Here is a 25926-nt window from a genome sequence, read left to right on the forward strand (position 1 = left end):
TACATTTTCTTGCATGAAGTGTTGAATGTAAAAGGCTATATAGGCGCAGCACTTATTTTGGGCAAACAACCTGTCCCCATGTCCCATTCTTCATGCTATGTCTGCATAATAGGAAGGGTATCAAAAAAACAGGCTATTTTTAGCCTGTTTATTTTTGTGTAGTTTTTCCTTTTACTTTTTCTAAGAATGTATTCATGAGTGCTGTTTTATTAGGATGATTAGTAGGTTTATTGCTAAAACTGGTATCATTCTTTTGATTGTTTTGTTCTCTAGACTTCTTTAGTCCAAAAGCATCATTAGCCTTATTTACTTTTTTTTGACCCATAAGTATCGCCTCCCTAATTATTATCTGCATTACAATAAATTAAATTCAAAAAGGAAGGCTACTAGTTTAATAACGAAGCAATCCCTCAGATTTCGAGTCATATACGGAGTCATAACCATAACAGAAAAACACGATAAATTCAAGCAGAATCCATCCAATTGTCCAGCTGAACATATGTGAGTAGAAAAGTAAATGGGACACAGGGACAGGTTGTTTGTCCCGAGAGATGGAAGAGGCAATATGATAATTAAGATAATCCTAAGCTATGATTCTTATTGGGATTAAAGAAACTGTCAATGATAAGAAACCTGAAACAGAGCCTTGCTTTGGTGAAATAACGCTTATAAAAAATATAGCAGGATTTAGCATTATGAAAGAGAAGCTACCCCTAATCTACAGTTAGTAGATTTATGGGTAGCTTCTCTTTTATTTAACATATCAATAAGATAAAGACAATTTAGACGTATTGTTTTTTAATTGGGACAATGAAACTGTCCCCGTATCCCTTTGTTTGGAACATAGGTATTGGAAATATCTTTTTTGGCAAAATATCGTCGCTATGTGAAGAAAGCTTACTCGCCTTTAAAATTTGCTGGGCGTTTTTCTAAAAATGCAGTAATCGCTTCTTCATAATCATGGCTGTCATAAACCTTCCGCCGCATCCCCTGTACTCGTTCAAAAGCGGATGGAGTGATAGAATATGCTTTTGATAAAACACGGAACTGTTCTTTAATTACCTCAATAGATAAAATCGACCGTGTGCTAATTGTCGCAGCTAAATTTAATGTAAAAGGGAGAAGTTCTTCTTCTGCAACTAAATGATTGATAATGCCTACATTTAAAGCCCGTTCCGCAGGTACTAATTCAGCAGTAAAAAACATCTCTTTAGCAATATTAATCGGTAAACGATTCATAAAATGTAAAATACCTGTAGAATTATATGGAACCCCAAGCTTAGCAGGAGTCATGGCAAACTTAGCCGTCTTATCGGCGATCACCATATCACAAGTCATTATTAAGTCGCAAGCACCACCATAGACACTGCCGTGTACCATTGCAATAACCGGACCAGGGTATTCTTCCACAGCCCGTAAAAGTACCTCAAGTGAATCGTAATAACTTAACGGATCTCTCATTTTTAGCGGTAATTCTTTAACATCATGACCTGCCGACCATATCTTAGATCCATCCAGAGCACGCAAAATAATGATATGTATCTTCTGCTTTTGAAAATTATCAAGTGCTTCAATAATATCATCGACGAGTTCAGCACTTAATGCGTTTAGTTTTTTGGGATTATTTAGCGTAATAATCCCCACTTTTTCTGAGAATTCTACTTTGACTAATGACATAATTAATCCTCCTAAATTAGCATAACTTATAAAACTATTATATGACTCAGTTGCTATAGGGCTTTAGAGACTCTCTGCTTCTTAACCTGCCAATAAGGCACCAAAGTGGAGTATATCTTCTCCGTTGAATGTACTTAAAATACAGTATACTGAATACCTATACCTTATCTTTATTATATTCCTACTATGAAAATAACTGAAATATTGAATAATCATGGTATGATAACTATTGGTTATAATGATATTTATAGCCTGTCCCAATGTCCTATTTTTTAAAAAAAGGATTTTGCTAGCCAAACGCCTACACTAACGTTTTGTTGGGAGTAAGAAAACTACAATAGGACATTATTTTAGCAAATATGTAAAAATATAGAAGGAATTAATATTTATAAAGAGAAGCTACCATAATAAATTAGTTAGTAAATTTATGGGCAGCTTCTCTTTTAATTGATATGAGAATTTCGCGGGTTTTTTGTTGTGTTTTTTTTAAAGGTTTCGGATAGCTTCACCAAGTAATAATTTTACTTAAATAGAAAACATGGTGCCTATTAATACGGAATTTTGAATTTAGCTAGAATAGTTATAGTCAAAGAATCTGCCATATTACGAAGTGAGAATGCTTAATATTGTTTGGATGTTTTTGTTGAGGGCGTCAATTGCCGCAATATTTAAGGGATTATTCGCAATTTCTAAAAAAAGAAGTTCACTAGTTCGAACTAATAAATCCAATTGCTTATCGATTAGACTCCTGTGGTCTTTACAATCCCATGGTTTTCCTTTAAGTTGCTCACATTGATCGACTACTTTAATAGTTGCGTAAATTTCTCTGTAAGCTGAAGTTATTCTGCAGATATTAGGAGGGTCGTTTCCGCCAGTTCCAGCGAGTATCACAACAATATTAGTTGTTAAGGTAGCAATTTCCTTATTAGTCATACCACATCACCCCTGAAGTGATTTTACTTACCCTTACCTGATGTATCTATCTTTATGGGGGGGTTAATAGAGGTAAAATACCATCACAAGGATGGCATTCAAGATGCCAAAATTATAGGGGATTTTGTATCCTCCATGCGTATATCCATACTTACTTTACTTAAATAGAAAACATGGTGCCTATTAATACGGAATTTATTGAATTTAGCTAGAATAGTTATAGTCAAAGAATCTGCCATATTATGAGCTGAGAATGCTTAATATTGTTTGGATATTTTTGTTGAGGGCGTCAATTGCCGCAATATTTAAGGGATTATTCGTAATTTCTAAAAAAAGAAGTTCACTAGTTCGAACTAATAAATCCAATTGCTTATCGATTAGATTCCTGTGGTCTTTACAATCCCATGGTTTTCCTTTAAGTTGCTCACATTGATCGACTACTTTAATAGTTGCGTAAATTTCTCTGTAAGCTGAAGTTATTCTGCAGATATTAGGAGGGTCGTTTCCGCCAGTAGCGAGTATCACAACAATATTAGTTGTTAAGGTAGCAATTTCCTGATTAGTCATACCACATCACCTCTGAAGTGATTTTACTTACCCTTACCTGATGTATCTATCTTTATGGGGGGGTTAATAGAGGTAAAATACCATCACAAGGATGGCATTCAAGATGCCAATGGTTCAATCTCCTTTTTTCCTCTAGTAAAAAGACAATACAAGGTTCTGTGAGCCTTGTATTGTCTTTTTTTGCTAAAGTAGCTTCTTTGGGCTCAAGTATACTAATTTATGCTATTCAAATGATTTCGCATCTGAACTGTACCTGATTATAAATATAATACGATCTATTTAATTACATTTTTATAGAGAAAATCATGTGATATCCTCTATGGAAATGATATCTCTAAATTCATAGTTTTAGCATGCAGATAAATGTTGTAATTCCAGAGTAGTGGCAAGTAGCACTACCGGGGCCACTATAGTAATTACAATAACCACCATAATTATAGGGGATTTTGTATCCTCCATGCGTATATCCATAGTTACGATACCCATTATAGTAATTATGCTATATACCTAGCTCCTCCTTATGTCCTTTATTACATTTTATGTAATAAAGGACATAAGTGTACTCATTAGCTATGATTCGCTCTGACATTGTATACATATTTTCTCATAATAGTACTAAAGGAACGTCCCTTCTGTCTCATTTCATAAGGTAAAGTAAAAAAGTTGACAAAAAGGAACGTCCCCACTGCCACTCCATTAAAAAACAAACTCTATTTTTTAACACAAAAACCGCCCTTACTCTCAACATTCTGAGGATAGGGGCGGTTCATCATTATCTAACTGCTGCTAATAACTATTTAATCTTCAATGGCTTCACTTTAATATGGATTTTTACAATAATACCTTAGCGATATCTCAGGCAAGGAAATTCCTATTATTTTCGAGGGACCATCTTATATGTATAGACTTCAGAGATTTCCTTAGTATATCCAGGATAGAGCCCCTTACCCATACCAAGAACAATGCGAGCGCCTCTGTTGAAATGAACTAATAGCTCACCTGTCTTAGGATCAACAGTAAGTCCTTCGATTTCTCCCTGTTTCTTTACCTCAGTAAATGTTTTTTCTAGAACAACAGTAGCAAAGGAGTTATCAGATACATCTACACGATAGAGATGATCAGGCTCATCAAGATCGGCAGTACCGTCATCGGCAGTTAAATATATAGAACCTTTGTAGTAAAATATCCCCTGAACCCACTGCGGAACTGGCTGTAAGTGTATTTTACGCAGATATTCTCCCGTATCTAAGCTATACTCATACAGATATCGGCCACTCTCTTCTCCAACCCACGAACACATCCACACCGTTCTTTTATCTCTATCTACAGTGATACCAGATACTTCTTCTTGTCCACTAGAAGGTTCAAATTTAAAAGTTCGCTTTAATTTTAAAGTTTCAGCATCATGAATAGCAATCTGAATATCTTTACCTACACCATCCATGAAATTTTCAGCACTAACAAAAACTTCGCCATTAAAAACATCAATATCCCCAATATGGTTGGAAGCAATGGCATATCCTTCAAAAGGATTTTCATTTGCAAGAAGGAGTTTTCCAGTCTTGTCATACTTATACAAAGCTTTACTGCCACTTACATAATAAAACTCTCCATCAGTAGCGATACCCTGACGGCCCTTAACTTCAAAAGACCCTACCAAGTTATAATCATAAGTCGGAAGTTCACTCATTTTCTTAGGAGCTTCTTTTGCAAAAGCACCAGTTGCAAAAAGGCTCAAGCTCAGGACAACTAACAGTACAGCATATCGTTTTAACATAATTTACCTCCTGTTTTTAATTCATATTAAAGGTATTACTTACTATCTCAGTATTTCACAAATCAAATACTATGTGAATGAGGGAATTTTCTGATTTTAACGTAAGGGTTCTTCTTACAATAAATTTTATCGTTTTGCAATGGATCTATAAGAGTTCTCTTATCTGATTTAGAGATGTCACAGGGACGGAGATGTCAGAGGGACGGGGGTTGTCGACAATGCAATCGTTGAAGGTTAGTGTCAATAACCCCGTCCCCTTGGCAATCTAAGGTGGTTACTGGTGCTTTTCTTATGGTCAATTTTAGGACATGTCAAGGAATAGATTGGGGTAACATATAAATATTTTGTTTCTGAAGGCTTCTATACCTTTCTACAGATGCCATATTAATCCATGACTGATATAGTTGAGAGTAGAGTTAAGATATGGGAGTAAAAGCGTAAGATGAATTTGATAAAATATATATTATATAATCAAGTAAAAATAATTACTAATAGGAATCCGGATGAAGCAATAAAATTATTAAAAAGTCATATTGATGGTAATTCTTCACTTTTTGAGGGATATATCAATGGTTATAAATTTGATATGTATAAAAGACTTGAAAAATTTAATCGAAATTCATTTGTGCCTGTAATTAAAGGAGCTATTAGAGAACATTGGCAGGGTTCAGAAATCAATGTAGTAATACGTCTTAATTTACTGGTTATTATTTTTATGGTTCTTTGGACGTCTGTTATATTAATAAGTGTTTTAAAAAGTATTATTCTTTATCATAACTTTCTCCCAATATTCTTCTTGGGCATTCTTTGTATTGTTTGGCTGATTTGCTGGCAGATATATGACGGTGAAGTTACTCAAGCAACAAATTTTTTAAAACGGTTATTTTGTGAATAAATCTAAATGATACATAAAAAAGATATCCCTATAGTAAGGAGTGTTAACTTGAAAAAGATATTGATGCCTTTTAGTCTTTTAAATGTAACTTTAATTGTTGTTTTTCTAATTAGTTTAAGTAACTTTGTATTTGCTGCCCAAACTGGATACGTGGAAGAAGAGGAAAATAATAAGAGTGATGCATTTTCTAAACAAGCAGAATTGCCCGATTCTACTGCTATGAAATATTTTCTTCGAGGGCTAGATTATTTTGAAAAAAAACAATATGACATTGCAATCGCTGATTATACCAAGGCAATAGAATTGCAACCAGGAAGGGCTATTATTTATTATTGTCGTGCATATTCATATTCTGAGTTGAAAAAGTACGACTTGGCTATAAGTGATTGCAATAAGGCTATTGATTTAGAACCTAATAATGCTGACTATTATTCAGAACGTGGTTATGCAGAATCGAAAAAAGAACTATTTTCTTACTCAATTAATGATTTTACAAAAGCTATTGAATTACAACCTAATACTTCTCGTTTTTATGTTGGACGTGGTAATGCATATGGAGGCATGGGAAAATATAACGAGGCTATTAAGGATTTTGAAAAAGCATTACAATTAAATTCGAAAGACGGAATGGCATACTTTAATCTTGCTCAGGTATATGAATTGTTAGGAGATAGGGAAATCTCTCTCTCAATGTATCAGGAAGCATCAAAATATGATCTACTTGAAATAGATCAATCTAAAATTAAGGCTCGTCTAAGTGGGGACTGGAGCAAATATAAAGAATGGATATAAAAGATAGAGATAAAACATTGAAGAAATTAACCAGATGTTTATTAGTTTTATTTTTGTTAATTAGCTTTCAAGCAACGGTATCTGCGGAGCAAATGGACTTAGGTGAGCTAAAAGATTCAAGATATCGGAATAATTATTTTGGATTTACCATACAAATTCCTACTAAATGGAATGTAATAAGTAAAAATAGAATTGAACAAGTATATGAGAAGGCAAAAGACATTGTTTCAAAAAATGACGATAACATTAAAACCGTAATGGAAGGAAATAACAAGCCAATCTATTTATTATGGCTGTCAAAGTATCCTATCGGAACCACAGATCTTAATCCTAATCTTAGTATTGTTGAGTTAGATTTAAGTGGCACAGTAGGGATAACCAGAGGAAAACAGTTATTTGGAAGTATTACAAACTTATTTGCAAATACTGGACTAACTTATGAGATGACAAAAGAGAGTGAAGAAACTATTGATGGGATTAATTTTGACACAATCGAATTACAGGCTAATATTGGAGAAAAAATTACAAAAACTAAATGTTCTATAGCAATATTAAGAGGACATGCACTAATCCTCAATTATGCTTACTCTTCAGAAAATGAATCCCAGGAATTAAATTCAATAATTCAATCACTTAATTTCGATAGGTGGTTCTTAATTGATAAAGATCAATATATGCGAGTTTATCTCGATACCTCATCAGTTGTTGTATCAGGAGAATACATTTCTTGCTGGATAATGATAGATGCTTGGAATTTTATCATATCTCATCATATGCTTATTAAAAATACAGGTGCTTTCAGAACAATGGAAAGCACTTGGCCTAACCAGAGTGGACAAGAGCATACTACTGTTTGGGATGAACATTGGGAAAGTGAAGATTCAAACCTTATAATGGGACGAAGGATAAAGAAATGTGTTCAATGGATTGAAGATCACAATCTTTCTCAAAATTAATTGTAATCTACCTTGTTAGTCTGACGTCCCCACTGTCTTATATGCAATTCCTAATCGGAATTTTAATGATAGTATGCAATCCGTTATTGGACGGCTTTTATTTGGTAGATCTATACCTTTTGCTAGAGGTAATGATTTCAAAAAACATCTATTCTATAAAAAGAACAGTGTTTATTCGTTAATAATATCCAGCGCGACTGGATTCAAATGGTTGCTCTGCAGTGTATCTAGGATGGGAGTGATAGGGTGTTCATTTTATATATCGTGTTACTGGTGGTATATTTGGGATTTGGATTTCTAACTGCGCCTGACTTGCCACGTTTATGGAGTTGGGGATGGGGGCCTAGTAGCCTAGAGTTTCAGATGAACGTTATTATAGTGCTAGTAGTTGTTTTATACTCTTGGGGCGCGATTAAAATCTTGTCTAAAATACTGCGACTGCGAGGAGTAGAGGAAAATCCAATGATACAAAGCAACTACAAAACAGCAGGAATACTAGCTTTGTTATTAGTTTTTAGTTCGTTTTTGTGGGAGCGTAATAGTTTAGGTGGTATTCTTACAGCTATGGTAGTGGTGCCGTATCTTTTAATAATGTTACGGAATTTGATGCTCGAAAAGGCACAATACAAGCAGTCTATTACAGTGGCAATCTATTTACTTGTGTTGCTAACTGTCTTAGGACCGATTCTTATATTTAGTGGATACTATAAAGGTGTATTTCTAGTGCTTACTGCTAAGGGACTAGGGTATGTTACGTTGGGTTCCTTAATACTAATTGAGTGGCGTGTATATAACATCTTAATGCGAAGTATCGCCTTGTTAAAAATATTTTTAGGACTAGCATATGTCCATACCTCCCTTTTCTCCGTTTACCCACAAACAGTGATGTTTATGACAAAAAGTAATTTAGAATTTTATGGTGAGTTTAAGTTGCTGGTGTTATTAATAATTTATATGCTCTTAGGGATTACTTTTTTACTTGCTCACAGAAAACACGAAAGTGAGACTTCTAGCGATGCAATTTCATGATATTATTCACTTTTTATATTTTACACCATGTTTCTTAAAAGGTTTACGAGCTTCTTCAGGAGATCCCGAATTGGATCATCAATCAAGTTCAGTGGCTGTTTCAATATTTCTTTTGCTTATAATGCAAAAATATAGCAAAATTTAGTGTTTATCGAAAGAGAAGCTACCCATGATCTACCTTGTTAGTAGATTTATGGGTAGCTTTTCTTTGACGTAGCGGTGAAATGTAGACAATTTAAATTTAGCATCTAAGATATTGGCGAGTCAAAGAACCGCCACCTGACTCTTGCGTGCCTATCTAAGATTCAACTTATATGTATGGATAAAGAATGAGAAACAAATTTGCATCTGGTAGTTTAAATTAGATTTACTACGGAATGTACATTAGTGAAAGTCGATATACAGGATACACACAATTAAAATAAGAGGTCCTTAGCTATGTTGGTTTTACAATAATAAAAAATAAAAGGAGATGTTTCATTATGACAAAATTTGAAACAAATTTAACCGAAGTAATTGAGGAATTACAAGTAAAGGATGTAGAGCTAGAAGCAAAAGATGTTGATTTGCAGAATCAAATTGACAGTGAAGTCGTCGCACGTACTGATGCTGATACCAAGTTGCAGGCTAACATTGATGCTGAAGCTAACGCAAGAAATGTTACAGACAAAGATTTACAAGATCAGATTACTAAAGAAGTCATTGCCAGAACTGATAGTGAGAAGGCACTTCAAACTAACATTGATGCTGAAGCTAACGCAAGAAATGTTGCAGACAAAGATTTACAAGGTCAGATTACTAAAGAGATAGCGGCACGAACCGAAGGAGATAAGGCACTACAGTCCAGTATTGATGCAGAAATAGTAGCACGGGCTGACGCAGATAGTAAATTGCAAATCGCTATCAATACTGAGGTCGATGCTAGAACTAAGGCGGATCAAGGTTTGCAAGTACAGATTGATGCATTAAATATTGCTGGGACTGTTCAGTATTTTGCACGACAAACGGCACCAGATGGATGGTTAAAAGCTAACGGTTCAGCGGTTTCAAGAGCACAATATGCTAAGTTATTTGCCGCAATAGGCACTTTGTTTGGCGCAGGTGATGGTAGCACAACATTTAATTTACCAGATCTTCGAGGTGAGTTTGTGCGTGGATTTGATGATGGGCGCGGAGTGGATGCAGGGAGGACACTAGGGGGCATGCAGAACAGCCTTTTGGGAACTCACTATCATGCATTATTAAATGCCAATTTAAATGCTGGTGGTATGATAGGGGCGGCTCCAGGGGATGGAAATGTATATAATGATTCTATTAGTCAAGTGGTTACTAAAACTTCAGGCGATCCTGTGATAATTTGGGCAAATACCAGCCCAACTGGTGGCGCTGAAACCCGTCCCCGCAACATAGCTTTACTAGCTTGTATTAAATATTAATAGTAAGAATGTGACTGGTCGCCTTACCTTTCGGGGTGAGGCGGCTTTTTATTTTTATTTAATTAGGAATTGTGTATCATAGTTGTAATATTTTACCGTTATGAGTGGGACACGGGGACAGGTTGTTTGTCCCGAGAGATGGAAGAGGCAATATAATAATGAAGATAATCTTAAACTACGATTCTTATTGGGGTTAAGAAACTGCTAATTGATAAGAAACCTGAAACAGAATATTGCTTTGGTAAAATAATGCATATAATGTAAAAGTATGAGTATGTCACAGGGACGGGGTTGTCGACAATGCAATCGGTTGAAGGTTAGTGTCAATAACTCCGTCCCCTTGGCATCTTCTATAAAAATATATATGCAATTCCTAATTGGAATTTTAATGATAGCATGCCTTCCGTTACTGGCGGCTCTTTTATTTGGTAACTATTAAATTTTGTCTTACATGAACGGATACTTATTGGTGGAAGAGAACCATATGAAGTAGCATCGTGGCCAAGGTTAAAACGCAATGATGTAAATAGGCGACTAAAAGAAGACTGGACTATCGATACGTCAAATTGAGCGAGCAACAGGAATATCGCGAGGTATAATAGCAAAAGGGTGACAAAAAGGAACGTCCCTTCTGTCACTTCTTGCCATATTACCCTTGGCATCTTATAGCTTTAAAGGATATTGGAAGAGTAATCAGAAATAATAGTAGAGAAGTTTTACATATCATATCGGAGGGTAAAATGTCCCGTGTCCCTTACAATCTCGGAGCGAAAACAGATGATGCTGGAGCGTAAAAAGAAAGAGGGGGGTCAAATGAATAACGTAAGTAACGGAGTACTATTTTCAGATGGACTATCACAAGAAATAAAAGAGTGTTTTTATTATGTAGATAATGATCCAATTTTGGGTGAACGGCTTTTCTTTGCGAATGCTGGAGGATCATTTAGACTCAAAAAAGCAGTAGATACATTTGCACGAATAGATTCTATTCCAGATTATCCAGGGCTCATTCATGAGAGGGCACGTTATTTAGAAAAAGTACAAGAAGATGGACTTAACGATATCAGAATTATATTAAATGCAAAAGCTGGCAGTATCTTAACAACACTTACAGCTTCACAGGCTATGTTCGATATGGTGAGGGCAATTGCTGAAAATGTCAGTGGGACAAATATGGTAACATCAATACTCGAACATCCTTCGGCATATGATTCCATGGAGTATTATGCTGAAAAATTGAAAAAGGAATTTAGAGTAGCAAAAAGCAATCCTGTTACGGGCGGCGTGGATGTTGATGAACTTATTAAACTGGTAGATAAAGATACATGCCTCTTAAGTGTAATGTATGCATCTAACATTTCAGGTGCAATTTTCGACATTGAAACTATCGTAAAAAAAGCTCGCGCTATCAAACCCGATTTATATATTATTGTAGATGCAGTACAACATACTCCTCATAGTGTAATCGACCTTCAAAAGATTCCTGTGGATGGTATTAATTTTGCTCCCTATAAATTTTTCGGGTGTAGGGGTTTGGGGATTGCTTGGTTATCTGAACGTGCCGCCGTGCTTCCACATCATAAGATGACTGCTAAAGGAGCAAATGTATGGGATCTTGGAAGTCCTGCAATATCACAATTTGCTGTAGTTACTGAAATTGTCAATTATGTGTGCTGGATCGGCGGGAAATTTATTAATAGTAATGACAGACGTGAACTATTTGCATATGGCATGGAAAGGATTGCATTACACGAAAGAGCTTTAATGGCTAGAATGCTTAATGGTACCGATGAAATCCCTGGACTTCGTAATATTAAAGGAGTTAAAGTATTCTTAGACTATGAAGACCTTACCAAAAGAGATTTCATAATTGCAATGGGATTTGATCATCTGGGATATGAGCAAGCAGTTCAAGAGTACGATAAAAAAGGAGTCATTGTATATGAAAGATTGACTTCTAGCCCCTATTCAAAGAGGATGCTTGATTCATTCAAATTAGATGGTGCCCTTAGAATTGCACCGCTGCATTGTCATTCAGTTGCAGATATTGATAAATTCTTAATAGCAACAATGGAATTGTCTCGATTATAATATAAAAAAGAAGCTGCTCATAATCTTATGGGCAGCTTCTCTTTACAGTTGACACAGTTAAGCTCCCTTTTACTGATTCACAACTTTTTTAGTGTTAAAATAATTTGTGCCAATAACACCGATAAGGATAAGCGAGCCGCCAATGAGGTGAAAGTATTGTAATTTTTCATGCAAAACAAGGACGCCGGCAATAATGGTAATCAGCGTAGCTAAATTACTAAATACGCTCATTTTTGAAGCTTCTAGTTTGGACAAGGCATAATTGGATAAAAAAGAAGTACCAAGCGAGGAGAGTATGCCTAAATAGAAAATGGAGAGTAAGAATTCTTGGTTACCAAAAGGGGCAAAAAAGTAACTAAGAGTATGGTCTATGTTATGCTGGATGATCGCGATAATATTAAAAGTAATAAAACCGATCATTGTCATGATATAGGTTAACTTATAGAGTGCATATCGTTTAGTCAAATTCCTAGCCAAAACATTATAACAAGCTGCAGACAAGGCGGATAAGAGAATAAGAAGGGCTCCTTGTAGATTCGCTACTTCCAGACCAGAGCTTTTCATAAAAAAAATATAAATGACTCCCATGACGGATAATAAAATGGATATTTTTTGCTGGGTGGTTGGATATTCATTTAAAAAGTGTCCTGCGAGAAATACTGTGAATAACGGAATTACAGCTTGTATAATCCCGGCTTCGGATGAAGAGATGTATACCAAACCAAAGGCTTGAAAAGTAAAAAACAATGTTGGATACAGTATCGCCAACGGGAGTATAGCTATTAAATCCTTGTAGTTCATATTTAATTGAGCTTTTTTAGCGAGAAAAGGAATAGAGGCAATCAAAAAAGAAATGGTAAAGCGGTGGGCCAAGGTATCCATGGGACTGGCTATGGCTAATGCTAATTTTGTGAACATAAAAGAAAAACCAATAATTAAGCTATAGACAAAAGCCGCTAGATAGGCTTTTTCACTTTGCAACATGATAAATATCCTCCGATTTTCATAATTCTTATTTGAGTTTATGGTAATCGAATTAGAGCGAATGTACAATAGTAATAAAAGCAGATTGTATGATTCAAACCACTCAATACGAAGCGGGAGCAAAACTACCTTCTATTCGTGGCTGTCCGAACAATATCAATGCAGTATAAATACAGTGATTAAAGAATTTCTACTAACGTCATTTGTATTTGAAATGACAGATACTTATAATAGCCTACGATTATCTAAATTCGTTGTGTAATCCTTACTCAACGGGGCAGAAGAAACAATATCTGAATGATAAAAGGAGGAAGAGTTATGTCAAATAACGTAAAACAGAGAAGAATAATTTTAGATTTAGCAGTTACTTTAGATGGTTTTATTGAAGGGAAAAATGGAGAAGTTGATTGGTGCATTATGGACCCTGATATGGGGTTCACTAATTTCTTGAATCAAATTGATGCTATTTTATATGGTAGAAAAAGCTACGATCTATGGGGACAATATATTCCAAAAACTAAAGACTCTGATACCGAAAAAGAAATTTGGAAATTGGTTCATAGTAAAGAGAAATATGTATTTTCCAGAACACAAATAGAGACTGATAATCAAGCAATATTTATAAATGAAAATATTCTTGAAGAAGTAAATAAATTGAAGAATAAGCCTGGTAAAGACATCTGGCTATATGGCGGAGCAAGTCTCATTACAACTTTTATAAATTTAGGGCTTGTTGATGAATTTAGATTATCGATTCACCCTGTTATTTTGGGAGAAGGAAAACCGATGTTTATTGATATAAAACAGAGGTTGAATTTAAAAATGGTTAATACAAGAACGTTCTCTTCTGGCGTTGTGCAACTAATCTATCATTGGAATGGTAATTAATAATATCGTTCATTACAATGATAAATTGTAATGAATATCATAAGGTAATACTCGATAGTAGCTGTCACTTATTCTACTAATGGATAGAGTTATTGCAATAAGAATGGGAAACCCTTATATAATGGGTTTCCCTTAATATTATAAAATTATCAACATTAAATTTTAACAGAGCCTATATTTTAAGGCGTAAATTAATTTCGGGAAGCAAGAGAACCGTCCCCTTGCTTCTGATTGATACGTCAAATTGAGCGAGCAACAGGAATATTGCGAGGTGTAATAGCAAAAGTGTGACAAAAAGGAACGTCCCTACTGTCATCCCACTCCCGACTCACTCGACTCCTTATAATAGCTTCAATAACTTTTTTCGTTGTTTTCTCCATTCAGGGGCAATTTCTCTTTGTGCCATATTAAAACCTCCAAGTTGATGTCTCTATTTACACCATCTTGGAGGTTTACAGAGTTTTTGGGATAGTCTCAGCGTATTTCTAATTTAGTATGTAATTGGCAAAAGTTTTCTTTTTTTATAAGCTTCCATGGTTGTGAACGCAATTTGTGTTGACTTAGTTCCATCGTAAACGGTAATTTCTGGCTTGTCTTTTTGCTGTATACAATGGATAAAGTTTTCCATTTCAATACGATAGGCATCGGCAAATCGTTCAGGAAAACCACTAACACATTCTTTTACGGCTCCATGTTGATCATAAATCATGCAAAGGTTTTTTTCTGGAACAGGACTAATACGTATAGTTCCTTCTGTCCCAATGATTTCTGTTTCTACATGATATCCATGAGGCGCCGTTCTCCCCACATGTACAAACGCAATAGCACCATTAGCGCATTTATACATAGCAGCTCCGGTTTCGTCATCACCAACAGCCTTGAATTCTGGATGTTTAAATGTAGCACCCGCAGCATATACCTCTACTGGATCGGATTCTAAAAACCAGCGGATAAAATCAATATCATGTATAGCCATATCAATAAAAATCCCACCAGATTTTGACGCAAACTTAATAGCTCCTTCAACTAAAGCCTCTGGATCAATACCGGTTGCTTTCAACATGTAAGGCTTACCAATAGCTCCTTGTTTAATTTTTTCTTTTGCATGAGAATAAGATGGATCAAATCTTCTCATGAATCCTAAAAAGAAAGTAAGTTCTGGATGGCGTTCAACTGCCTTTTCTGCTATTTTACATTCTTCTATCGTTACGCCTAGCGGTTTATCAGTAAAGACATGCTTTCCCGCATCAAGAGCAGCAGCAATCTGCCAACAATGTTGATCGCTCGTCGTCACAATAACTACCGCTTCAATATCAGCATCTTTTAGCATCTCGTGAAAATCCAGATAGACTTTCTCTAGACCAAGCTCTTTTTTCGCATATTCCAATTCGCTAGGAACAATAGAACAAGCGGCTGTAAGTTCAGCATTAGCAATTTTAAAGGAAAGATTTTTCGCATGCTCTTTTCCTAATCTGCCCAACCCCGCTATGCCAACTTTAATTTTTTCCATTATAAAGTATCCTCCGTTTTATGCTCTATTTTAAATGTTTTTTTACCATAGTGATGCATGAAAAATTCCTCCAACTGTTCCAAAGACTGTCCTTTGGTTTCCGGTAGACATTTGACGACAAACCATATAGACAGTACACTCATTAAAGAAAACGTAAAAAATGTATTAGCTAGACCTACATGCTCAAGCAATATAGGGAATGTTAAGCCTACACAAAAATTGGCAATCCATAATACACAAACGGCAATCCCCATTCCCAGTCCCCGAAGTCTTAAAGGAAATATTTCAGAAATAATTAACCAATTTACCGGTCCAATTAAACCTTGGAAAAAAGCAAGATAAACAATAATCAGTGACAAAATTATAAAGGGGAAATAACTAGCATTATGTAAAACATTTGAAGCCACTCCGATGAGAAAAAGCGTCACTGTAACTCCTATTAACCCGGTAATAATCATTGGACGCCGTCCAATTCGATCCATCATACAGATTCCGCAGTACATAGCAATTAATGAAATAAGCCCATTGGCTATATTGCCAATTAGTGCCGCTTCTGTACTAAGTCCACAATTTTTAAGAATTTCTGTTCCATAATACATAATAGAATTTATTCCCGTAAACTGATTGATCAATGCCATACCAACACCCAACAATATCAAATATCTAACCCAGGGTATGCCTAAATCTCTAACTGTCATTTGTTGAACAGCGGCTCCTCTTTCTATACTCTTTTTTATTTCATTGACTTCATCTTCGGCTTCCTTTGGTAACCGAATTTTTTCTAAAATTTCAGTCCCTTCCTGTACTCGATTTTTACTAATAAGCCATCTTGGACTTTCCGGCATCTTAAGCATTCCTATTCCCAGAATAACCGCTGGAACAGCAGCTAGAGAAAGCATATAGCGCCAAACCCCGTCATTCTCACCCCAAGTAATGCCAATAATGGCATTACAAGTAAAAGCAAGAAGCTGTCCAAATACAATCATTAACTCATTTTTTGTCACAATTTTGCCTCGCCGATTGAAAGGAGATATTTCGGCTAAATAGGTTGGAACATTTACCGAAGCACCACCTACCGCCAAGCCAAGCACAAATCTGGAAATAACCATAGCTGGTACATTCGGAGATAGTGCGCAAGAAATAGTTGTAACAAAAAACAGTAAGGAAAGCATAATTAATGTTTTTTGTCTACCATATATGTCCGTAATTCTTCCAATAGCTATTGCTCCCACTGCAGCGCCTAATTGCAAAATAGCCACAACCAATCCCTGCGTAAATGAATTTAAATTCAACTGATTCGGCATTGACATATAAGGCAATGCTCCATTGACTACACCTGTATCATAACCAAATAGTAAGCCACCAAATGTAGAAATAAAAATGATTATCGATAAATTTTTACTTGGATTTTTATTTTGCATCATTTTCCTCCGTTTAAGTTATTCACCATTTAAATTAACAGAACGTTCTATAAATTAATAATAATCAAAATACACTCAATTGTCATTGCGTTAACTTGCTCAAAAGTTTACACGATTTGCTCAAATAAGAACCGAAAATACCCAAAAAATAACAGGAATGTTTCTATAGATGATAAGTTTATCTATAAAAACATTCCTGCTATTTACAAATTTATGAATTGAGAAAAATGCTGCGAAATTTACTAGGCGTCAGATTTGTCGCTTTCTTAAATGCACGAATAAAGTAGGATGAACTTTGAAAGCCGCTTTTTTTTGCTATATCCTCAATGCTATCGGAAGTTTCGCATAAAAGTTTTTTGGCATAAATTAACCGCATATTTAACAAATACAAATGCGGTGATGTAAGCATTACTTTTTTGAATAGCCTTGTAAAATAAAACAGACTAAAATTAACATGCTCTGCAATGTCAGTAATCATGATCTGTTGATGAAAATTTTCTTGCATAAAATGGATTGCCTCGTTTATCACCATTATATTTTCACGCGAAGAGATAGTTGAGACTAGCGGAGGAGTTGCTGCCTCACATAAAATATTATAAATATTTTGCGAAAAAAAGATTTCATTTTCATCTTCAATTTTTATTGCCATTATGATCTTGTCTACATATCGATCTATTTTGAACGCTTTTCGACTTAAAAAATGTCCATTACCATTTAGTTTATAAATATATTCTAAGATTGGTTTTATAGCATTGCCATTAAAATGAAACCATTTTACCTGTGATGGGATTTCTGCCCAATAATGATTGGGTTCATGACAATCTAAAAGAACAAACTCATTTTCTGTAGCAATAAAATGCTGCCCGCGCAATTCAAAATGAACTTCTCCTTTTGTGATATACTGCAACATATAGGCATCCATATAGCTTCTTTTCACACGATAAGGAGTATCAAGATTATAGGTTGCTCCCCATAAAATATAAAAAAGATTATTTTTTGCAAATAAACTAGTAGAGCGAAAATATATCCCGTCTTTCCAAATTACACCTTTTTCCTCTTTTTGCATAGGCTACTCCTCGTCTTTACAATATTTTCCTTAAATATAATTATTATAGGCTTTTTTCATTATTATTTTTTATAGCAAAGACAAAGTTGATCAAAACTTACATGACAAATGATGACGAAATAGTCAAAAAAAGTAATTTTGTTAACATGTTACCAAAGAGTGAAGGTAAAATCTAGTTTTATTTAGATTTAAATTTCAACTTATAGAATTGCCCGGGAGAAATTAATCGGTTAACAGAGGTTTATAATGCTAGTATCCGCCAAGATTCTGTTATTCAGATATTCTTTATAACTACTATATTTATAATCTTCCATTTTTTCTACCATACCTGCTTTAACAGGGTTTTGATGGTCATAGGGACGGGGTTATCGACAATGCAATCGGTTGAAGGTTAGTGTCAACAACCCCATCCCCGTGACACTTCTAAGGGGCTGACTTTAGGAGGCTTGAAAAAGAAACAGGAGGCAATCGATAACTATAATAAATTCCTTCAATATGCCGACCCAAATGATTTGAGGATTGATATGGTTAAAAAAAGTATTACAGATCTTGAGCAAAGGTAGAGCAAAATTTAGTGTTTATGAAAGAGAAGCTACCCATAATCTACCTTATTAATAGATTATGGGTAGCTTCTCTTATATTTGATATAGAAATATAGTCTGTCTCCGTGTTCCTTTCGACAAAAAGGAACGTCCCCATTGTCACTTACTTTAACTGTATTATTGGCTTGCTGCAAATATATCCGTCATCTGTGCCTGCCTGACTCTAAGCTTGATTTCTTCAATATCAGTAGTGTAAAGATGTCTATTTTTCATTCTTTCGAAATAAACAGACCCTGAAAAAGTATATTTATTAGCTAAGCCTTCTGGCGTCTCCATCTCCGCTCTCACATGGGCTATCGCATCACCACAGGCCAAACTTGTTGGGATTGCAAGCAAATCAGTCGCGCGAGTATATCGTGCGGCATTATATCCGGCAAGAGTGCCTGTTACAATGGCTTCGGTATGGCCTACAAGCAAGCCGGCTTTTTCGCCGCAGCAGAACACATTCTGCAAACCATTCACTTGTAAGTAATTATCCCGGGGCAGCATGCCGAAATATCGCATAGAATTGCCAATTCCCCCCGCGTAGGGATCTTCAAAGCGGGCGTTTTCAAGTCCTGTGATTTGGCGAAGAATTTCTAGAGGATAATAAGCTGTCATTAATTTGGCATGTCCAGTATCAAGTAAAACGATATTTTCAACAAATTCTTGTGATGCATATTGTTGGCAGGCTTTTTGTCCAAGGGATGCTAGACTCTTTTGCAAATGAGCAGGTATAGGAATAACGCATACCCCTTTACTGTCTAATTCTTTCTTGAGATGAAGTCCCAAAGAGTCTTTATGAAGTTTGCAGGAACCGCTCATAGCTCCCAATGTCCCGTCTGGTTTTATAGAGATAATCTCCTTGATCCCGGCTTTTGCTGCAATACTGAAACGAGGACCAAAAGTTGGACAGCGATAGATGCACATTGCACATCCATTGCCATATTTAATACAATTCTTGATTGGACCAGCAGTACCAGACCCATCGACAAATGCCGCTCCTTCGACAGTCACTGTGTCACCATGTAATTGGTCAGCAACTATTTTGGTAATAACTCCATGATTAGTTTCAATGTCTGTAACACGAGTTTTAAAATGAATTTTTACACCAACGTTTGCCAGTTCTGTACGCACCGCTGGTTCAATAGTTGCTACATCGTACAAATTAGCATGATAATGTCCCGGGAATTCAATGTTTTTGTGCCGCGCATGTTCATCAGCAATGATAAACAGATCACCACCGCCCATGGCAATCATTTCCTCAGTAGCAGTAAAGCGGCCGTTGTTACGCATTATTCCACCGACCAATCCGGTACCAAGCAGCATGTCGGTTCGTTCAAATAATTCTACATCACACCCCATTTTACGGGCTGCTAATGCCGCGGCACAACCAGCCCATCCGGCACCAACAATTACTACTTTTTTAGCCATATTCGTCCCCTTAATTCTTTCTAATAATGGTAGTTTATGTTCTTATTAGTGTAAACAAAATAGGAGGAATAATATACATACATAATCCAACTTATCAATGCTTTATATAGTTCTTTCAGGATAACTAATTACGCTAGGGTATCAGAAATCTGTGTAACTTACCATGAAGATCTAAGAGGAGCTTCTGCTGCGTATGCTAGTGAGTTTGCAGTTTTAACACCTGCAAAGACAGCATCTACGCCGACTGTGAATTTTTCTGGAAACAAAAGGGGAATAATGATAACATCATAGTGGGCTTCAAGCATCAAAAATGAAATCATATTGGTTTGACAAATTGATTTTTGCATAGAGTCCTCGGGCATTAAATTTTATGGTTTTGATGAAAAAGAAATGTATGTATTAGAATAAAGGATGTACACTACATGAAGATACCATTTTGGCTATTTAAAAGATTCTTACATAACTATCCAAATCGAAGACCGCATCAGCCAATTCCTGTGGAAACCATAAATCTGGATGACATGTTACATGCGAAGCAGTCTAAAGCCGTATGGTTTGGTCATTCCACGGTTTTTATGCAGCTCGGAGGGAAGACGATCCTGTGTGATCCGATCTTTTCGAACCTTTTCTGGTTTTTTTCTCTATTTACGGGAAAACGGTTTACAGAACAATTGCCGATTGTACCGCAGGAACTCCCAGAAATAGATGTTGTTCTGTTGTCGCATGATCATTACGATCATATGGATTATCGTTCTATTATGGAAATCAAAGATAAAGTACATAGGTTTTGTGTGCCGCGCGGCGTTGGCGCCCGGCTGCGGCAGTGGGGGATTGCAAAGGAAAAGATTGCAGAATTGTCATATGGAGAAACCTCGTGCTTTGACGAGCTGATATTTACCTGTACGCCAAATCAGCATTTTTCAGGAAGAGGCTTGTTTGACCGCAATAAGACCTTATGGTGTTCCTGGGTGATTACCAGTAAGAAGGAAAAGATTTTTTTTAGTGGTGATGGTGCCTATGGTCCGCATTTTAAGGAAATTGGTGACAAATATGGTTCATTTGACTTGACTCTTATGGAATGTGGCCAAGCTATTGAAAGCTTCGGGGCGATTCATATGACTCCTGAAAAAGCAGTGCAGGCACAACTTGATTTACAGGGTCAGCTCATGCTGCCGATTCATTGGGGAATGTTCAGCCAATCGAATATTGAATGGACACGTCAGATAGAGCGACTGCTAATAGAGGCCGAAAGGCGAGCGGTAAAAGTAGCTACACCGAGAATCGGTGAAATTGTCACCGTTGGTGCTGAGCGATATCCTTGTACATCCTGGTGGGAATAAATTAGATTCAAAAGACAATTAGACAAAAGGGACGTCAGGCTGTGCGAAAACGATAGTCACTCTATCGTTTTCGCACAGCCTGACGTCCCCGTTGTCTCCCGAAAAATTGAAGAAGGGGTAAAGCGAATAGTAAAAGAAATTATAAGAAGTAAAAGGATGTCATTGGGACGGAGTTGTCGACAATGCAATCGTTGAAGGTTAGTGTCAACAACCCCGTCCCCGTGACACTTACAAAATATGTACTAAACATATTGGCTATAATAAAGTTTTCTAGATCGTTGGATGACGTCCCTGAATGTGTACAATTTAACTGAAGGAGGATCATTATGGCTGTTGAACGTTTTCGTATCCAAATTGCGAAGGAAGTACTTGACGATCTCACATATAGACTCGATCATGTCCGCTGGCCAGATCAATTAAAAGACTCAGGTTGGGAACGAGGTACTGAAATAGGTTATTTGCAATCCCTCGTGTCGTATTGGCGGGATCATTTCGATTGGCGCGCACAAGAGCAGGAATTGAACCGCTATTCTCAGTTTCACTGTAATGTCGATGGGATCGATGTGCACTTCGTGCACGAACGTGGTAAAGGTTCAAATCCTTTGCCCATTATACTTACCCACGGATGGCCGGACAGTTTTATACGATACAAGAAAATCATCTCTCTTCTGACGGATCCAGCACGTTATGGCGGTGACCCAGAGGACTCTTTCGATGTGATTGTTCCTTCGATCCCTGGATTTGGTTTCTCGAGTCGCCCTGACCATAGCGGCATCAACAATTCTCGTGTTTCCGAGCTCTGGGCAAAACTAATGACAGAAGAACTCGGCTATGGAAGATTTGCTGCTGCAGGTGGAGATATGGGCTCTGGTGTCACTAGATATCTGGCATTAAACCATCCAGAACTTCTAGTGGGAATCCACCTCACTGACATCGGTATCATTAGAGATCTCATGACTTCTAACGATCAGGCAGGTCTATCAAAAGAAGAATTAAATTACAAGATAAGTGCTCAGAAATGGGTTTCTCAAGAGGGAGCCTATATGTCAATCCAATCGACGAAACCCCAGACTCTTGCGTACGGACTTTCCGATTCACCAGTGGGTTTGGCTGGTTGGATTGTTGAAAAATTCCGTGCATGGAGTGATTGTAATGGTGATCTTCGGCAGATATTTAGCGAGGATGAACTGCTTACTAATATAATGATTTATTGGGTAACAAATACTATAGGGTCGTCAGCACATATGTATTATGAAAACATGCATTCTTTGCCATCTATGGGGCCTATAGAAGTCCCGACAGGCATTGCACTCTTTCCGGCTGATATACTGTTACCACCTAAAGAATGGGCTGAGCGAAATCTAAATATAACTCGCTGGACGTTAATGCCTCGCGGTGGACATTTTACGGCTATGGAGGAACCGGAACCTCTCGCTGATGACATTCGTGCATTCTACAGGCCCTTTAGAACCAAAAAGTAACGTCTGCCTTGTCTGGAAGAAACCTGCCCTTGCGGCGGGTTTTCCTGTTCTTATGAGAGAAGTATCGAGGAACGCTTACTCGCCTTTAAAATGTGCCGGACGTTTTTCTAAAAATGCAGTAATCGCTTCTTCATAATCATGGCTGTCATAAACCTTCTGTCGCATCCCCTGTACTCGTTCAAAAGCGGATGGAGTAATAGAATATGCTTTTGATAAAACACGGAACTGTTCTTTAATTATCTCAATCGATAACATCGACCGGAGATGTCACAGGGACGGGGTTGTTGACAATGGAATCGGTTGAAGGTAGTGTCAATAACCCCGTCCTCTATCCCATACTGTCATTTAGAAAAGGGGGATAAATTTGGAAGTAGTAAATGTAACTCATGAAAGTATAGATATTTTTTCAAAGGTTTTAAATGACTCTTCCGTATGGCTTAATTCTATAAATCAACCAATGTGGAAGTATGAAGATATAACAAGTGAAGAATTACTAAAGAAATATCGTGTCGAGGATATGAAATTATGCTATGAGAAAGGCAATTTAATTGGAGTATATATTTTGCAATGGTATGACCCTCTATTTTGGGCGAGCTTACAGGAGAATGAATCTGGTATACTACACAAGTTAGCTGTTTGTAGAGAAAGTGCAAAGAAGGGTTATGGAAGCAAACTAATAGAATCTGCTGAATTAATATGCAAAGAGCGTAACATAAAATGGTTGAGGTTAAATTGCGGTACATTTAGAAACAGACTGCGAAACTTTTACGAAAGCAATGGTTTTAAAATGGTAGACAGGGTCTTTATTGATAATAGAGACCAAATTAGATATGAAAAATTTCTAAATCTATAGGAAATAGAAATAAATTTGCTTTTAATAGTAGTTGGGTAGCTTTCTAATATTAACATTACAGATGGAAAATCCTACCTGTAATTCTTAAGGTTATATTTCAACATTATATTAAAACATATTACTAATGATATTATAGGCAAGACAGAACCACCGTCCCCATGTCTCATGCCAGATTTGAAGAAATTAAGATCAGATTCATGATTACATAGTCGTCAAAATGGAACGTAGTAGATGACAATTTGGCGACAGTTTTTTGACTTTAGTTGTGGTAAAATGATAATAAGTTAAAAAAGATTGAAAAGAGGCATCCTTCGGGGTGCTTTTTCTTATTCCTAAAATAATTATATCTTCCCAGTTTAAATATCATTATCACAAGAATGTATATCAGTGAAATCCGATATACAGGAAACACACAATTAATAATAAGAGTTCTTTAGTTATATTGGATTTACAATAATTAGAGGAGATGTTTAAATGTCTAGAACAGTAAATATCACAGAAGAAATCATTGTAGTATCAGAAGGTAAAAAGGATATTGGTAAGCTTGCATTTTTAGGCAATGACGGTAAGTTTGATCCGAGTGTTATTCCAATGCAAAGTGTAAGCATATCTCAATGTGGAGTGAATATGTCTGCTGATTTATCGATACCTAATGATGCTTGGACAAATGTTACATGGGGGAAAAAGGAATATGATTCAGCGCAAATTTGTAATAGTGATCAAAAAGGCTTTACAGTAGACGCAGATGGACTGTATTTAATCGAGGCATCTGTTTGTTTTGAAATAAATGCAACAGGTGTAAGATATATTGGAATTACTAAAAATGGTTCTTTTATAGCAAACCAAGATCTACTAGCGGCACCTCAGCTATATTATAGTTACCTTCCCGTACAATATGTAGGTAGACTAAAAAAAGGTGATGTACTGCAAATTTACGTGTATCAATCATCAGGTGGGGCGCTTGCTGTTTTATCAGCTCCTCATGGTGGTATAGATCAAGCACACGCCGATGGTGGTGGTCAACCTCGATTTACTTTAACTCAATTAAGTAATTAAGAGGAAATGGGAGTGAAGAGAAATCTTCACTCCTTTTGCTTTGGGTAAGCTCCCTAAAGTGCTTTTACTTGCATAAAACACGGTTGACTAAACACGTCGAGAGGAGTATTTTTTTATGTCCCCCAATAAGATCGAGCAGTCATTTAGAGTTGCAACTAAAGGTAACAGGGAGTATGTCACAGGGACGGGGTTGTCGACAATGCAATCGGTTGAAGGTTAGTGTCAACAACCCCGTCCCCGTGGCATTGGGTATATAATCATAAAGATAAAGTAACTGTAAAAAGAATCCTTGGCGTAAAAGCTGAGGTTTTTTGAATTTTATGCCTAAAAAATTGAGATATTGGGAAGATGTTTTCATAAAACAATTGCAATATTTATATAAAAAATAATATTTTTTATATAAATATTATTGCTTTTTTATATTATTCTGTTATACTCAAAATATAAGAAATGTTTTCCAGGAGGTAGGCATGAAACAGGATACTAAAAAAACAATTAGTGCAAGGGTAAATGAATCGATAACAGATATATTAAGTGAGCAGGATCTCCCAACATCACAAATTGTTGAAGCTGGCATAATACATTTTTTAAAGCTTAAGGAAGAAGAAAAGATAGCATTTATAGCTGAAAATAGTGCGGAAGTTACAAATGAAAAAGATTTAGTAGTTATGCAAAAAGTGTGGCCAGATATTCTTAGAGATTATACAGGAACAACTAGGTTTAAAGATTTGATTGAAATTGCAAAACTAGCAAAGTCTGCTGGAGTAGGATTTCATGTAGTAAGAGAAAGTCTGAAATCAACAGGTATGTTAAGCATTGGTGCTGGTATTGTTGCGGGTTCAATGATGTCTCTAGCTAAAGTTTTAATGCAAAATAAAAAGAAATAATAAGGGGGATTCTTAAATGTACGAAAAAATTATTGAAAAAGGCCTTGAAACTGTAACTTCTGAAAACATTGTAAAACTATGTGCTGTCGTTGGTGTCGTTGCTTGTGTTGATCTTACTCTAAAGGCATCAGCTCCAATAATTAATGCTATCGCTAATAAAATTGATAATCTTAAAGATATAAAACAGAACGCAGATGGGTCAACTATTTTAAACTTTTAATAAAAAAACGACTAGAAATTAAATTTTAGTCGTTTTTTATTATCTTACCTCA

The 25926-nt window shown here is 36.1% G+C and carries 24 protein-coding genes; 13 read left to right on the plus strand and 11 right to left on the minus strand.

Translation table 11 applies throughout. From position 1 onward, the window contains the following. Window positions 1-148: 148 nt before the first annotated feature. From UFO1_RS25520 to UFO1_RS22930, 5 genes are all read right to left on the minus strand, one after another. On the minus strand, window positions 149-325 hold the full coding sequence (locus tag UFO1_RS25520; RefSeq protein ID WP_173406236.1) for a hypothetical protein: 177 nt from the start codon (window positions 323-325) through the stop codon (window positions 149-151). Window positions 326-897: 572 nt separating this feature from the next. Beyond that, a complete protein-coding gene (scpB, locus tag UFO1_RS22915; RefSeq protein ID WP_038674489.1) occupies window positions 898-1677 on the minus strand; it encodes a methylmalonyl-CoA decarboxylase in 780 nt (259 codons plus the stop codon). Between the two features lie 603 nt (window positions 1678-2280). Further along, on the minus strand, window positions 2281-2610 hold the full coding sequence (locus UFO1_RS22920; protein ID WP_038674491.1) for a hypothetical protein: 330 nt from the start codon (window positions 2608-2610) through the stop codon (window positions 2281-2283). Between the two features lie 240 nt (window positions 2611-2850). Next, a complete protein-coding gene (locus UFO1_RS22925) occupies window positions 2851-3177 on the minus strand; it encodes a hypothetical protein (RefSeq protein ID WP_038674493.1) in 327 nt (108 codons plus the stop codon). Between the two features lie 874 nt (window positions 3178-4051). Beyond that, window positions 4052-4954, minus strand: a complete 903-nt coding sequence (locus UFO1_RS22930; RefSeq protein ID WP_038674495.1) for a hypothetical protein — start codon at window positions 4952-4954, stop codon at window positions 4052-4054. A gap of 442 nt (window positions 4955-5396) precedes the next feature. On the opposite strand from UFO1_RS22930, the gene UFO1_RS22935 reads away from it, so the two are divergent. The 6 genes from UFO1_RS22935 to UFO1_RS22960 all read left to right on the plus strand — a co-directional run bounded on the left by UFO1_RS22935 (window position 5397) and on the right by UFO1_RS22960 (window position 12153). Then, window positions 5397-5849 carry a hypothetical protein gene (locus UFO1_RS22935; protein ID WP_038674496.1) on the plus strand — a complete coding sequence of 151 codons (453 nt, stop codon included), beginning with the start codon at window positions 5397-5399 and terminating at the stop codon, window positions 5847-5849. A 48-nt stretch (window positions 5850-5897) separates the two neighbouring features. Next, entirely contained in the window at window positions 5898-6641 is a 744-nt protein-coding gene (locus UFO1_RS22940) for a tetratricopeptide repeat protein (protein ID WP_051789058.1), read from the plus strand. After that, entirely contained in the window at window positions 6632-7597 is a 966-nt protein-coding gene (locus UFO1_RS22945) for a hypothetical protein (protein WP_038674498.1), read from the plus strand. Before UFO1_RS22940 ends, UFO1_RS22945 begins: the two co-directional genes overlap by 10 nt. Window positions 7598-7843: 246 nt before the next feature. Further along, complete coding sequence (locus tag UFO1_RS22950; RefSeq protein ID WP_038674500.1) at window positions 7844-8626, plus strand: hypothetical protein; 783 nt, start codon at window positions 7844-7846, stop codon at window positions 8624-8626. 482 nt (window positions 8627-9108) lie between these two features. Then, a complete protein-coding gene (locus UFO1_RS25525) occupies window positions 9109-10062 on the plus strand; it encodes a tail fiber protein (protein WP_051789059.1) in 954 nt (317 codons plus the stop codon). 813 nt (window positions 10063-10875) lie between these two features. Next, window positions 10876-12153 carry an aminotransferase class V-fold PLP-dependent enzyme gene (locus UFO1_RS22960; RefSeq protein WP_038674502.1) on the plus strand — a complete coding sequence of 426 codons (1278 nt, stop codon included), beginning with the start codon at window positions 10876-10878 and terminating at the stop codon, window positions 12151-12153. Between the two features lie 69 nt (window positions 12154-12222). On the opposite strand, the gene UFO1_RS22965 is transcribed toward UFO1_RS22960, so the two are convergent. After that, a complete protein-coding gene (locus UFO1_RS22965; protein WP_038674504.1) occupies window positions 12223-13137 on the minus strand; it encodes a DMT family transporter in 915 nt (304 codons plus the stop codon). A 318-nt stretch (window positions 13138-13455) separates the two neighbouring features. On the opposite strand from UFO1_RS22965, the gene UFO1_RS22970 reads away from it, so the two are divergent. Beyond that, on the plus strand, window positions 13456-14025 hold the full coding sequence (locus tag UFO1_RS22970) for a dihydrofolate reductase family protein (RefSeq protein ID WP_038674506.1): 570 nt from the start codon (window positions 13456-13458) through the stop codon (window positions 14023-14025). A 490-nt stretch (window positions 14026-14515) separates the two neighbouring features. Here the strand turns inward: UFO1_RS22970 and UFO1_RS22975 are convergent, their stop codons facing one another. From UFO1_RS22975 to UFO1_RS22995, 5 genes are all read right to left on the minus strand, one after another. Further along, entirely contained in the window at window positions 14516-15535 is a 1020-nt protein-coding gene (locus UFO1_RS22975; protein WP_038674508.1) for a Gfo/Idh/MocA family oxidoreductase, read from the minus strand. Then, window positions 15535-16959, minus strand: a complete 1425-nt coding sequence (locus UFO1_RS22980; RefSeq protein WP_038674510.1) for a sugar porter family MFS transporter — start codon at window positions 16957-16959, stop codon at window positions 15535-15537. Before UFO1_RS22980 ends, UFO1_RS22975 begins: the two co-directional genes overlap by 1 nt. Before the next feature lie 208 nt (window positions 16960-17167). Beyond that, window positions 17168-18022 (minus strand): AraC family transcriptional regulator, encoded by an 855-nt coding sequence (locus UFO1_RS24190; protein WP_051789060.1) that lies wholly within the window; start codon window positions 18020-18022, stop codon window positions 17168-17170. A gap of 719 nt (window positions 18023-18741) precedes the next feature. Beyond that, complete coding sequence (locus UFO1_RS22990; protein ID WP_371256738.1) at window positions 18742-20052, minus strand: FAD-dependent oxidoreductase; 1311 nt, start codon at window positions 20050-20052, stop codon at window positions 18742-18744. A 143-nt stretch (window positions 20053-20195) separates the two neighbouring features. Further along, window positions 20196-20384, minus strand: a complete 189-nt coding sequence (locus UFO1_RS22995; RefSeq protein WP_038674513.1) for a hypothetical protein — start codon at window positions 20382-20384, stop codon at window positions 20196-20198. Window positions 20385-20459: 75 nt separating this feature from the next. On the opposite strand from UFO1_RS22995, the gene UFO1_RS23000 reads away from it, so the two are divergent. The 6 genes from UFO1_RS23000 (at window position 20460) to UFO1_RS23025 (ending at window position 25874) form a co-directional block, all read left to right on the plus strand. Then, window positions 20460-21377, plus strand: coding sequence for an MBL fold metallo-hydrolase (locus UFO1_RS23000; RefSeq protein ID WP_038674515.1), 918 nt, complete (start codon window positions 20460-20462; stop codon window positions 21375-21377). Window positions 21378-21703: 326 nt separating this feature from the next. Continuing rightward, entirely contained in the window at window positions 21704-22858 is a 1155-nt protein-coding gene (locus UFO1_RS23005; protein ID WP_038674517.1) for an epoxide hydrolase family protein, read from the plus strand. Window positions 22859-23222: 364 nt separating this feature from the next. Next, window positions 23223-23711, plus strand: coding sequence for a GNAT family N-acetyltransferase (locus UFO1_RS23010; protein ID WP_038674518.1), 489 nt, complete (start codon window positions 23223-23225; stop codon window positions 23709-23711). A 474-nt stretch (window positions 23712-24185) separates the two neighbouring features. Then, on the plus strand, window positions 24186-24767 hold the full coding sequence (locus tag UFO1_RS23015; RefSeq protein WP_038674520.1) for a hypothetical protein: 582 nt from the start codon (window positions 24186-24188) through the stop codon (window positions 24765-24767). 470 nt (window positions 24768-25237) lie between these two features. Beyond that, window positions 25238-25654 carry a hypothetical protein gene (locus UFO1_RS23020; protein ID WP_038674521.1) on the plus strand — a complete coding sequence of 139 codons (417 nt, stop codon included), beginning with the start codon at window positions 25238-25240 and terminating at the stop codon, window positions 25652-25654. 16 nt (window positions 25655-25670) lie between these two features. Then, entirely contained in the window at window positions 25671-25874 is a 204-nt protein-coding gene (locus tag UFO1_RS23025; protein ID WP_038674523.1) for a hypothetical protein, read from the plus strand. Window positions 25875-25926 lie beyond the last annotated feature (52 nt).

Source organism: Pelosinus sp. UFO1 (assembly GCF_000725345.1).
GTDB lineage: Bacteria > Bacillota > Negativicutes > DSM-13327 > DSM-13327 > Pelosinus.